The organism is Rhizobium sp. 1399, from assembly GCF_031455475.1.
GTDB lineage: Bacteria > Pseudomonadota > Alphaproteobacteria > Rhizobiales > Rhizobiaceae > Rhizobium.
In genome coordinates this window covers 312,004-324,490 of sequence record NZ_JAVDSU010000006.1, presented here as the reverse complement: position 1 = coordinate 324,490, position 12,487 = coordinate 312,004, and the positions used below count along the sequence as shown (strand labels likewise).

Sequence of the window (12,487 nt, the reverse complement as noted above, 5' to 3'; positions counted from 1 at the left end):
AGTGCCGGCATGGTTAACGGAAGCGGAAGGACCTCCTACGAATCACGAATCGCACCGCGCGCCTGCCCAGGTTGGTCAAGCGAGTGGTGAGGATTGGATCGGGCAGGAACTCAAGCGTCGAAAACGACACCTTTTTCCCCGCCACGCGCGCAGTTCTGCACTGTCGCGCGCTACGTGATCGGTTTTCCGTTTGATTTCGAGATTGAGGAGAGCTAATGCTGTGTCATGACTGGTTTCCATTTGCTGGTCATCGGTTGGACTCGTTGTGGAGTGCCAACCACCGTTGAAGCGGGCTGCTCTGCAAAGCGGCCCGTCTTCGTTTTGAGAATCGAGACGCTGCTTCAAAGCTGCGACCGTTCACTACGTCATCGTTAGAATCCTCTTTCTCTCAGCGATCAACAAGTTTCTTTTTTGCCGCCCTCTGGTGCGAGGGCAGCGGGCGTGTCCGATAGCTCACTGATCCTGTAATAATGTAACGGCCCGTCGACGTGACTATCCAAGCATGCGGCTCATTCGTCACTGTTCCTAAACTTGGTGCGAACGGACGATTTCATCGCACTTCTTACATACGCTATTCATTTCTCACCATCAGGCGCACCGTCGGAGCGCGAGTTCTTTCTTTCGTTGGTATCGGCCGTGTTTCCCGAGGAGGAAATCATGACCTGAAAAAGCTTCGAGGTCGTCCCGCCCATTGCGAGTTGAGGTCTTGGATTGTTTCGTTTGCGACAAGGCGTTGATGTTAGCCCATGGCTAGCGAAATCGGCGAACGAAGTCATCGCAACGTCGGAATGCATGACTTTGGCAACGCCACCCACGCCCTGGAGTCCTCCAAAATACGACGGTGTCTCTGCTCTAGTGATGTTCAGAGTGGTCCAGGCTGTGGTCGGGTCTTCTAGGCTGGCGTCTTGCGATACTAGCGGGTGGGCCGGATGCAGCAGCTTACTTGCCGACACCAGCCGAACCTGAATTATCGCCATCAGGGCCCTTGGCGGCTGATCGGTTTTCAAAGACATCGATCTTTCGGTAGGCTTAAAAAGAACGACTTGGTCGGTCCCATGGCGCTTGTTGTTCGAGAACCTCGGACCGCAAATTTGATGTTGTTTTTGATGGCGACCGCCCGCGCTAATCGGCAAATCCGCGGCCGTTTCCAAGGCCGAGCGGGATAACGCTACGTTAACTCAAGAAACAAAACGTTATCACTTTTCGCATGATAGTTGGAGTCATTCCCGGTTGAAAACGCGCGCGAAGGAGTCCGCGAGGACGAATCGTTTTGGTGAGACGCTCTGCGTGAGCGACAGCCGATTCGGGCTAAAGTCCTGTGCCAACGCTCAGATTTGAGAGAGGCAGCCGAGACGATCGCTGTCGTTCATCTGATAGGCAAGAGGTCACGTCAGTTCGGCGACGACCTTCCGAAGGTGCGGGAATAGCAACCGATCAGGTGAACATGGCTACGGCGACGGCGGCCGCCTTCGTGAGTTTCTGGACCACTGGCCGCACCACTCGATCACGATTATCCTGTTTTTGAGTGTTTGGGGCACAAAAATCTCACGCACTGGAGTTGCGCCCGACGACGCATGGTCGACGTCGGCCCTTGTGCGGACGGGCGAAGGCGTGCGCTCGGAGAGCGGAATTCCGCCCTGCTGGTTGCGAAGTATTGGCACCTTCTAAGTCGAATGCCGCAGGTTCGAGCCTTACAGCGGTCGCCATCGGTTATCTAGCGCCACATACGTCTGGACTATCTATTTTGATTTCGCGGGTTTGGTTTGTCCCTGCGCTGGCTGATCGGGCCCACTCGCGGCATTTGATTTGGGCACTTTCTATTTTTCCCACCTAAAGCGCCGGCTCTGCCGGGTTCGCTCCTCTAAAGCCACCAAGGACGCCGACGCTCGAAAATCGAATTTTGCAGACATTGTCTGCAAATTGCTGATCAGATGTCGCTGCCTCGGCGGCGGCCGGCGGATGTGCAGTTCAATACGGCGATGGTCAGGGGCTGCTTTACCAGGCGTTTCAATCTTGCAACGCTTGTCCTTGCCATTTCCGTATCGATTAAGGCCGGACGGAAACGTGGGCGACGATTCCATTCAACATCGACAGTCTCCTGGAGACGCGCGATCTGGGAGCGGCTCTTGTTGACGACATTAAAGGCGGAAAGCTCTTCAGTCCGCCAGTTCGGTAGCCCGCCTGCTTGAAAGGCGTTCACCCATTGTATTTGGTCAGGTTGCGCGTACCATACGATCGGTGCGCACGATGGTGCCAGGGTGATCGGAATGCGCCTCCCAAATAATCCAAGGATTGAAGTCCGACGATCGAAAAGGCGAGTCCAAGTCAGGATTGGGGAAGCAGAAGCGCTTGATATCAGTGACGATGCGGCCCGCGAGTTCGCTATTCGGATAAGGGCGATCGCGGACGGAACTGACGGAAGCATCCTTGACACCGCTTTCGATTACGCGATCCTCCGAGACGACGCGGCAGTCTGTATCCGTGCTCCTTTTAGCAGGCCAGAATATTGGTCATTTTCCTTGGAGGCAGCTCTCGTCCTCGCCCAAATGATCGATGAAGCCGCTCGCGAACAATAAAGGCTCGGAACGCGATGACGACACTGAAGGAGCTGCTTGAGCTGCCTCACCGCGAGCCATCCAGATGGAATGGGTCTAGCGAAGCCGCTATGTCCTAGATGCCGCGGTGGGATCAGCATCCCTTTGCTCTTGCATAGCCGCTTTTTACCATTTCCGCATCCAAAGGTGTGCGCGCGGAATGACCAAAGATAGGTTCGAACTAGACAAGCTGACTCAGAAGCATGAACGACAGCTCGAGTTCAGGACGATCGGCTGGGAGCTTTTAGAGAGAATCAAACACGGGACCTCGGTTGATCCGACAGTCGAGATCGCTCGGCTCCTAGAGCTGGCGTTTATAGCGGGTCTCGAATTCAACTTTATTCCCAAGCTCCGCCCCCAGGTCGACCGACTTGAAGGCAAGTCGCGAGGGCAGCATCCTACCCCTCAGAGTCTGATGGAGGACGAATTGCCGTTCCTCCTCAAACACAATCTCCTTCACATCAAGCTTGGCAAATTAGACAATCATAACGTGCTTTTTCTGTTATTATTTAGGGTTGAATCTGGTCTATGAGTGCATTCTTGTCGGTCTCCGCACCTTGGAGGAGAGTTCATGGACCGAGAGGAAATTCTGTCGTTTGGAACTTCGGCTATCGATTCAGCGGTTGGTCTTGATGATTTGCAGGCGGCCGTCTACGAGCTTCGAGATCGGTTTGAAGTCACACATCTCGCCTACCACACCGTGCGACCACCAGGTTCGGAAGGCGAGCCAAATATACTCTTGGGCACTGCGGATGCAGCCTGGTGTACGCGATATATTGAACGGGGATACGTCTCGATCGATCCGGCTGTTATGGAAGCAAGAAAAACGGCCCTGCCAGTGAATTGGGATGAATTAGACCGCTCCTCCGAGGTCCTGAAGCGGTACTTCAAAGACCTCGATAGGTTTGGAATTGGACGACGAGGATATTCGATCCCGTGCTTCAGCGCCCAAGGCGAGTTGGGAATCGTGTCATTTTCCGCCGATCATGCCGATGACGACCTATGGCGACGCTTTTCTCACAGCAGAGCACCTGATTTGGCCTTTCTCGGTCAACGTCTCCACGTCAAAGCGCTCTCCGTTAGCCAAAAAGCGCATCCTGTCCCGCGGTTAACACCGCAAGGTAGGCGGCTCTTGTCGCTCCTCGCGCAAGGGCATGCGCCTAAGGCGATCGCCAGCATGACGAAACTTTCCATCCACACAGTAAGGATGCATCTCGACAACGCTCAGGCGAGGCTTGGTTGTCGCACGAAGGCTGAAGCCGTAAAGCGGGCGCTCGATCTCGGATTGATATCAACGAACCTACGTTTGATCCTTGTGGCGGGTTTGGCTTCGTTTTCGTGTGACGGACCTTTGAATTGTATTCTTGATATCGCCTGCTCCTAGCGCGCAGTCATCCTCGACGTGCTTTGGGATCAGCCCGATCTCGTAAGGGTATCCAAGGTAAACATTTACTTAAAAACCTAGCAATCTTGGGAGATTGCAAAACAATCGACGGTTGGGCAATCTATTCAACGCGTCAACTTTATCCTGTGTGGAAGCTAGCCGGTTCAGGATTTAGCACGTGGAATAAGCACTTTGTTAATGTGCAAAATTCAAAGTTGTGACAACGAATGTCTCGTATTTAGGTTGCTCAGGCATGATGCCCCAAGCTCTTCCGTGCCGCGGATTTCGATGGAGGAAATTCCGGTACCAGAGGAACGATAATGACCGCGATCTCACCAGCGAACAATGCGGCACTGCTCATCCTGCAGCAGACGAACGCATCGTTGCTTCCTAATAAGCAGCAAGCCGGGAAATCGGCTGCCGACGCCATCGCAGCCATCGCCAATGGCATTTCCAGTCAAACAAGCGCCGTAAAGACCCAGGCCTCATCGACGATCAACAGCGCCCTACTCGATGTCAAAGAGAGCAACGACGGAATCGTCTCGAGCGCTCTCAATTTCCTGGATTCTGGCAACTTCAAAACTAGCGATGCCGGCGTTACCGACGTCATCAAAAAGCTCATCAACGACGATGGTGACAAATTTGCTTCGCTCGTTAAGGCCGAGAAGGCGAAGAATCCCAGCATCAGCGATGACAACGCGATTGCCAACGCCGTTCAGCGCCTTATCCGGGACAATAGGTCCAAATTCGGGGATGGCGAGTTCGTAATCGGTTTCCATCTTGGAAACGGCGGCAAGATCATCTCGAATATCGAGGACAAAAATGGGAACAGCACCAGCAAGACGCTTATGACCGGATTGAAGACGGCCCAATCCGCGCTGATCGATGCTGGGATGATCATCAGCAGGTCGGATGGTAGCAATACGGATGAGCTGAAAATGGCATCCGCGATGCTGAACAACAGCAATTTTGGCAAGGCCTCGAGCGACTTCGCGGCTTGGAACGACAAGTGGCGGGATGCGTTTGGCTTTTGAACCTAGCCTCAATTCCGATAGCTAAGGATAGGCCCAGATCGAGCATCGATCTGGGCCTATTGCATTCAATGAACCTTACGCAAAAAGCAGGTCGGAGCCATCGATCGATGCCGGATTGACGCCGTTTAAGAGCGCGTATGTATAGTGTGCACTTCCGTCGTCGAACTCCAGAAGTGCCGAGCCGCCGGAATTGTAAAGGTTCACGAGCGTGACGGACGAGCCAACGACGATTTTGTCGATACCGTCGGCCCAGTCGTAGATGGTGTCTACACCTTCTCCAACTTCGAACCAGAACAAGTCCGCGCCTGCGCCGCCATAGAGGGAATCGTTACCCGCGCCGCCGAGGAGGATGTCGTTTCCTGTTCCACCACGAATGGTGTCGCCCAGGATCGAACCGAAGATCGTGTCATCGCCACCCTGGCCGTCCACGATCGCGCCAGAAAATGTGCTCGTCGCACTGTTGTAGAAGCGGGACGCATAGATGGTATCTCCGAGCGTGTCATCGCCGCGGATTCCGTCAAAATCGATGATCGTGCTGTGCCTGAAATCAACGGTGCCGCCAGTGAGGATGATATACGACGGGAGGGTGCTCTGGCTCTGGATCAGCTCGACATCGGTGATAGTGCCGATCTGAAGCAAAGATTCCGATGGGTGTCCGCCGTCCCAGCCGTTGTAGTTTAGAAGGACGATAGCATCGTCGCCGGTGCCGCCATCGTAGTTTCCGTTTCCTACGCCGAAGGACACGAAAATATCATTGTTGGCTCCCCCGAAGACGGAATTGAAACCGGGGCCGAGATAGATGGTATCGTTGCCTGCCTCACCGTAGATGACATCGACGCCGCCGGCGGAGACATTCATATCAGGGTAGCTGGCGTAAATGGTGTCATCGCCTTCTCCGCCGTAGATTTGATCGCTGCCGCCGCCGCCGACGATGGTGTCATTGCCACCGTAGCCGTAAATGTTGTCGCTTAGGTCCACTCCCATGTAGGTCTCTCCAATCAGGAGATCGCTCAGAGGGGTGCCGTATATATCTGCCATTTTAGTGCTCCTATGACGCCGACGAACCATTCGCCGGCTTTTTGCGGACGCAGCTTTCCTGAGCTGCAAACGCTATCGTTTGCTGCGTCCGCATCTCGGCGCGGCCCTTTTGAAAAGACCGCTAATTTCGGTAGCTGTTAGTCCTGACGGAACACGCGGTTCCCGTGATCCAATATCGGTTTGACGAAATAGGACAGTACGGTGCGGTCGCCGGTGCGTATGAAGGTTTCGACAGGCATGCCTGGCAGCAGTACCAAGTCTCGCAAGCGACCAAGCTCGGTTTGAGAAATGGAAACCGAGGCGCTGTAGAAACTGGCACCCGTTTGTTTGTCAGTCTCCAAATCCGCTGAAATACGCACCAGCGAACCCTGCAGTTCCGGAGTGGTATTTCGATTGAAGGCGGTCAACATGAGCCTGGCCCCCTGACCGACCGACAATTGATCGATGTCCTGCGGCGCAATGCGCGCTTCCACAGTGAGATTGTCGTGTTGCGGCACAATCAGCATGAGTGTTTCGGCAGGCGTTATCACGCCCCCGATTGTATGGATCGACAACTCGTGGACAACACCATCGACTGGGGCCTTGATATCAATGTGTCGGAGCTGATCGCTGGCCGTCACCTCTTGATCGATGAGTTTTGCCTCTTCATTTTCGACATCGCGCAATTCAGCTGCCACTTCGGCACGCATCGACTGATCGACCTGAAGAAGTTGAAGCTCGATCTCCGCGATGCGGCCTTGGGCTGCAGCCATTGAGGCGATCAATTGGCCGCGCTCTCCGCGCAAGCGCGCGGCGTTGCGCTCCAAGGCATTGACTTGGCTCATGGTGATCCCGCCGACCTCGAAAAGTCGTCGCAGACCTTCGAGCTCTTTGCCGACGAGACCGATTTCCTCGGCCTTGGCTTCTTGTTGAACGTCGAGGCCGCCAATCTGTTCTCGGAGCTGTGCTATCTGCTCCCGTAGCCGTGCTCTTTGACCGTCACGTGACTCTTGTCTCTCCTCGAAAAGCCGTTTCTCGCTCGCCATCGTGGCCCGTGCTTCTTCACCCGAAAGGCGCTGAACAAGTATCGCTGGGACTTCTACACGGGGGAGATTGTCTCGCTCCGCTTCGAGGCGCGACTGGCGGGCGTAGAGGAAGTTGAGGTTCTTCGATATGGCGGAAAGATTGGCGCGCGCGACCGTCGCGTCCAGGCGCACGATCACATCCCCTGCGACGACAGACTGGCCCTCCTTTACGAGAAGTTCCGAGACTATACCTCCCGACGGATGCTGCACCTTTTTGACATTCTCATCGACCACCAGGATACCGCTTGCAATCACGGCACCCGATAGCTCGGTCGTGGCCGCCCATCCGCCCATGCCGACTAAAAGAACTGTGATGCTGACGGTTCCAGCCATAAGGTTGCGCAGTAGGGAGCCATGGAGGGGCGAGCTTGGATGACGTGTCATGAGTTCATCTCTCATTCGATCACCGTCAGGTTTGGAGAGGTGCCGGGGCGCAATGCACGAGGCTTTTGCTGTTGCAACATCTTGAGAACCTCGTCGCGTTTGCCGAAGGCTTTCGCGGCACCGTTCTCCATCACAAGCAGAAGATCGAGTTGTGCCAGCACGCTGTTGCGGTGGGCGACGACGATGACGATTCCACCGCGGAGCTTGACCTTGGATATGGCCTCGGCCAATGCCTTGTCCCCGTCCGCATCTAGGTTTGAATTCGGTTCGTCGAGTACAACTAGGAACGGGTTCCCGTAGAGAGCACGGGCGAGGGCGATCCGTTGGCGTTGACCTGCAGAGAGATTGAGCCCACCATCTCCCACCTGGGTTTCGTATCCATCAGCCAACCCGACAACCATCTCGTGTACGCCGGCCGCTTCCGCCGCTGCGATCACCATGCGATCATCGGGATAGTCGGACAGCCGGCCGATATTCTCAGCGATCGTACCGGGAAACAGGTCCGATCCTTGGGGCATGTAGCCAACATGGATGCCGCGCTGGTCTTCCACCCATTGGTCCAGACTGGCACCGTCGAGGCTGACCTTTCCACGTGCCAGAGGCCAGACGCCGACGATAGCACGGACAAGCGAGGATTTTCCGGACGCACTCGGACCGATTATTCCGACGACCGACCCGGCTTGGACGCCGAAGCTGACATTCTGAACCGTCATCTGTTGCCGTTCGCCGGGAGGTGCCGCAAACACACCCTCGATCGAAAGTGATGTCTTCGGCGCTGGGAGCTCGGTCCGTTGTGCCTGTTTGGGAAACAGCTCGAAAATCTCATGCAACCGCTGCCAAGCCTGTCGCGCGGCGATCATGGTACGCCAACCGGAGATCACCTGCTCGATCGGTTGCAACGCGCGCGCGACCAGGATCGAGGCGGCTATGATCATACCGCCGCTCATGTCGCCGTGAACCACCAGATAAGCACCGAGTGCCAATGATGCTGATTGAACGGCCTGCCGAAGCGTCTTCGAGATGCTGGCGAATAGACTGGCGATGTCACCGTTTAGCCGTTGTTGATCCGTCAGTGCTCCGTGCGCATCCGCCCAACGTCGTTCGACCTGCTTCTGCATACCCATTGCAAAAATTGCTTCTGCGTTGCGATGAGCTGCCTCTCCAAGCCGATTGCGTGTCGCAATAGAACTAGCGGCCTGCCTGATCCGCGTCCGGGTGAAGACATCAGTTGCAACTGTCAGCCCGACCAGGATGAAAATTGCGCACGCCGCGAGCCCGCCGATCAAAGGATGGAGAAAGAAGCAAACTGCCAGATAGATCGGTACCCATGGAAGGTCGAAGAGTGCAGCAGGTGCCGCGCTCCCAAGGAACATGCGGATTTGGTCCATCTCCTGGACCGGTTTCAGGATATCGCCGCTCATCTGCGTTCGGAGTGACACGCCTGCAATAACCGTGACCACTCGGTCCGAGAGTGATAGGTCGATGACCCCTGCCATTCTCGACAGCACCCGGCCGCGTATGACATCGAGTAATCCAGAGAACCCATAAAGACCTATCGCCAAACTCGATAGTGCTACCAACGTTGGTAGGCTCCCGCTGGGGATCACACGGTCATAGACTTCCAGCATGAACAATGGGCCGGTGAACCCGAGCACGTTTATGAACCCGGAGAAAACCACGAGCCCAACCATAGTGGCCTGGAAGCCGATGCGCGGAAACACTCCATTCTCTCCGAGCATTTTTCCCCTTCCGAATGAATTGCGCGAGAACTGTGGCCAGGACAATCTCGGCAAAACTCCAGAAGCGCAACCTACGAGGAGTCATATATGGTGTGGATTAAATCATTGATTTTACATCAAGATACGGAAAGTATCGAAAATTGAAGCACCTAAAATTTGGGAAATAATTCCCGCATGCCGCGAGATATTTTAGTCTGATTGTACGACTTCTGTTATATTAGAGAAAATTGCACCGGCGCGATTTGGTTGTCGATCCGGTCCAAGAACTTTCGTCCCGCGGATGTTTAGGCTTGCAGCACATTTCGGTCCTTTGTGCTTTGTATCCGTGTCGCGACCCTGGGACCAAACACGTCGGTCGGCAGGCTCACCTTCCGTGTCCCTTCGAGAATTCCTTCTTCGGTTTGTGGAAAGTAACCGGTGTGTTGCTCTCACGTTGTCCTTTTGAGCCTAATCTGTGATCGCCATTCCATTGACCAGCAAAAGGAGTTTCTCCATGCAGAGTACATTGCAGTTCCTCACGACCAGGAAGTCTGGACGTGAGGTTCATCGACATTGGCCTGAGAGGTGAAAGCGGAGATCGTATCGGAGAGGCCTTCGGCAAGAACGTAGTTGTAGCCTTCTCCTTTGTAAGGGGCAGGGTTCCCTCGAGCAGGAATTGAGCGGGCAGTTGATAGGCGATGTTGGCGCGCATTTGCCCGCTCAGGATGATGGGGTAATTGCTTTGCGCACATCATCGAACTCGCTCTCGATCACCCGTACCGCATTTACGCGGAGTATAACGCCTACAATAACAACGGTAATTCCAGTCAGGAAAAGCATCAACGAGAGACTAAATTCCGCGACAGCGCCAGTAACAATACCCATTATGCCGACATAGCACCCAGAAAACATACTGATTATTGACAGTACTGTCGTGCGATTGCTGCTGGAGATGTGTTGATTGATATAATCAGAGAAAATTGGCCTTTGAAGCGAGGCTGTCCCGAATGTCGCGACAAAAAACGCCGCCGCAAGCCATGGGACCGATGACAAAGACATCAATAAATACAACACTCCCGGCAAAATCGTCGCCAACAACAAAGCCCAGCGAATACCTGCCCATCTCTCCAGAAGGTATGCAAAATGACTACAAACGGCCCCGAGAAGGAAGGCCGCAGCCAGACTGGGACCTAGCCAGTCCGACGAGGCACCCGCGTTAAGCAAATACGGTTGGTAGAAGGTAAGGAGATAGGCGGTAAGAGGATTGCAAAGTATCGAAAGTATGACAATACGACGAAGTAGGCGGTTTGTTCGAAGCAGATGCACTCCGCTCCTTAGGAGTTCGAACAAACTAGGTACATCTCCAACTATTGTCTCTTTGGGTTCCTTCAGGAAAAATGAGATTCCGAAGGCCACAGCTACCGAAACTATCGTCATCGTAATTAGATAGATATAACTGTCCATCGTAAGGTCCCGCGCGAGGTAGCCCCCGACAAGCGCGCCCGTAATCCCTGCAAGCTGCGCGATAGCGCCGTTCAGTCCCATCGTCCGTTGCATAAGATGGGCGGCTTTTTGGCGCTTCAGACTATCGTACATGATCGCCTCAAGGCAGCCGGACGAGAAAGCAAACCCCACCCCGCCGAGCGCAGCACTCAGCACGAAAAGGAAATAGCTGTCGGCAAAGACGAAAACTATCTCGCCGAGCAATTGTAACAGTAGAGCGATTACAATGGCCCACTTACGGCCGATCTTATCCGCGATGAGCCCGGAGGGGACCTCTGAGAGGGCCATGACTGCTACGACAACTGCCCAGAGCGAATTGATCTGAACGAAGTCCAGTCCACGAGCTTGGTAATAGAGCGTCGCTATAGGATGATAGAAATAGAGGGTACCAAAAAAAGTAATGGCATAAACGTAGGCTAGATTACCTGCGGTCGGCAGGCTACGGGCGAAAATTCGCATCGAAGCAGGTCTCCAAAATACACGATATCGTTGTCTTTCGGATCAGATGCCTGCCACTTGAAACTCCATTCGTAGGATTTCTCCTAATGACACATTGACCGCAATGGCACAAGACAGTGGTACTACGTTAGTCCACACGGACGAGCCTCATGACGGGACCGCAACTACGCGCCAGATCGTTCAGCGCACGGACAACCGAGCGCCTATTTCTGGATTGGCCCCAAGTCCTCGTCCGGGTAGTGGTTGGTTTCTTGGTCTGGTCTGCGCGAGCCAACAGCCAGGAAGGTGCCGGGTTGGTCGGAGCGGTTCTGGAGGTGGTGGCCATTGCGCGAACCTGCCGGAAAAGCGGCAAACATCCCTGGCGTCAGCTCATGAGGACGTTGTCATCGAGCAATTTGAAGGCTGGTAGGTCGAGATGGACTCATTTATGGCCCGGAGCCAGCCGGGTTCCGCGTCCCGAAAGAGAACTACATGGTGGAGGATGCGACCACAGACGCGCCCTTTCGTCGTTGTTGACCTGGGGACCGTTGCCGAACGGTCAACGATTATGTCTTTCGCGATCCGAGTGCGGCTGTCGCAATTGCACCGCCGGCCGCCTTGCCGATGACCGGGCTCGCATTCTTGGCTTCTGTTCGTCGTCCGGGAGAACCTTTAAACCTGCATCCCTTGCGGCGGCGACGAAGGCTTTTCTGGCCATCGTGGTATCTGCCTCGAGTTGGATGGCTCTTGTGCAGGTGGTCAGCGCATGCTGCCATCCCGTGTCGTTTGCCCGCTTGGGCCAGCGCTCAGACATCAGTATTCCCATGATGCCTGATACGGTCGTGGCAGTAGTGAAATGATCTGCATCGGGAAGACCGACTGCAACTTCCCTGATCGGTGCGAATGCAATGTCGTTCATTGAATTCCTCCTCATCCGGCCTTTCGCGATTTCAGGTCCTTCTCGACGGACTTGCGAAGGGCATGACGCGATGCTCCGAACCAACGATTCGCGACTCAAGTCCGGAGCAGATGATTCGTTCCGACTCAAAACGAATCATCTTTCAATGGCTTACGACCTAATGTTGAGATTTTGAATTGGGACGCGTTGACCGAGCAACTAAGCCAATTCCAGCCTGGCGATTCAAGCAGTATCGTCTGTCGCCAAAGATGCTCCAGCCTCGATCAAATCCGGAAACCGAGTCTCGCAACGGTCAATGCCGTCCGCGGAAACCATCCTCGGACATCCCATCGAAACACGCCTCCGGAGCTGCTGGAAGCTCAAGCTCGCTCCGTATTGTTTGACGAGTGCTTGTCGGTCGAGTTCGCCGCT

9 protein-coding genes are annotated in these 12,487 nt (G+C 54.7%); 3 read left to right on the top strand and 6 right to left on the bottom strand.

Going from position 1 to position 12,487, the window contains the following annotated elements; all coding sequences use genetic code 11:
* Window positions 1-575: 575 nt before the first annotated feature.
* Entirely contained in the window at window positions 576-1,013 is a 438-nt protein-coding gene (locus J2X71_RS21035; RefSeq protein ID WP_310384570.1) for a hypothetical protein, read from the bottom strand.
* Between the two features lie 1,741 nt (window positions 1,014-2,754).
* Here J2X71_RS21035 and J2X71_RS21030 point away from each other — a divergent pair.
* The 3 genes from J2X71_RS21030 to J2X71_RS21020 all read left to right on the top strand — a co-directional run bounded on the left by J2X71_RS21030 (window position 2,755) and on the right by J2X71_RS21020 (window position 5,012).
* On the top strand, window positions 2,755-3,126 hold the full coding sequence (locus J2X71_RS21030) for a hypothetical protein (RefSeq protein ID WP_310384568.1): 372 nt from the start codon (window positions 2,755-2,757) through the stop codon (window positions 3,124-3,126).
* A 39-nt stretch (window positions 3,127-3,165) separates the two neighbouring features.
* Window positions 3,166-3,978 carry an autoinducer binding domain-containing protein gene (locus tag J2X71_RS21025; RefSeq protein WP_310384566.1) on the top strand — a complete coding sequence of 271 codons (813 nt, stop codon included), beginning with the start codon at window positions 3,166-3,168 and terminating at the stop codon, window positions 3,976-3,978.
* Between the two features lie 320 nt (window positions 3,979-4,298).
* A complete protein-coding gene (locus J2X71_RS21020; RefSeq protein WP_310384564.1) occupies window positions 4,299-5,012 on the top strand; it encodes a hypothetical protein in 714 nt (237 codons plus the stop codon).
* Window positions 5,013-5,087: 75 nt separating this feature from the next.
* Here the strand turns inward: J2X71_RS21020 and J2X71_RS21015 are convergent, their stop codons facing one another.
* From J2X71_RS21015 to J2X71_RS20995, 5 genes are all read right to left on the bottom strand, one after another.
* Window positions 5,088-6,050 (bottom strand): calcium-binding protein, encoded by a 963-nt coding sequence (locus J2X71_RS21015; protein WP_310384562.1) that lies wholly within the window; start codon window positions 6,048-6,050, stop codon window positions 5,088-5,090.
* A 137-nt stretch (window positions 6,051-6,187) separates the two neighbouring features.
* A complete protein-coding gene (locus J2X71_RS21010) occupies window positions 6,188-7,498 on the bottom strand; it encodes an HlyD family type I secretion periplasmic adaptor subunit (RefSeq protein WP_310384560.1) in 1,311 nt (436 codons plus the stop codon).
* Window positions 7,499-7,509: 11 nt separating this feature from the next.
* Window positions 7,510-9,237 (bottom strand): type I secretion system permease/ATPase, encoded by a 1,728-nt coding sequence (locus tag J2X71_RS21005; RefSeq protein ID WP_310384558.1) that lies wholly within the window; start codon window positions 9,235-9,237, stop codon window positions 7,510-7,512.
* Window positions 9,238-9,936: 699 nt separating this feature from the next.
* Window positions 9,937-11,178, bottom strand: coding sequence for an MFS transporter (locus J2X71_RS21000; RefSeq protein ID WP_310384557.1), 1,242 nt, complete (start codon window positions 11,176-11,178; stop codon window positions 9,937-9,939).
* A gap of 538 nt (window positions 11,179-11,716) precedes the next feature.
* Window positions 11,717-12,076: a DUF982 domain-containing protein gene (locus J2X71_RS20995; RefSeq protein ID WP_310384553.1), complete on the bottom strand. Its 360-nt coding sequence runs from the start codon at window positions 12,074-12,076 to the stop codon at window positions 11,717-11,719.
* Window positions 12,077-12,487: the final 411 nt, after the last annotated feature.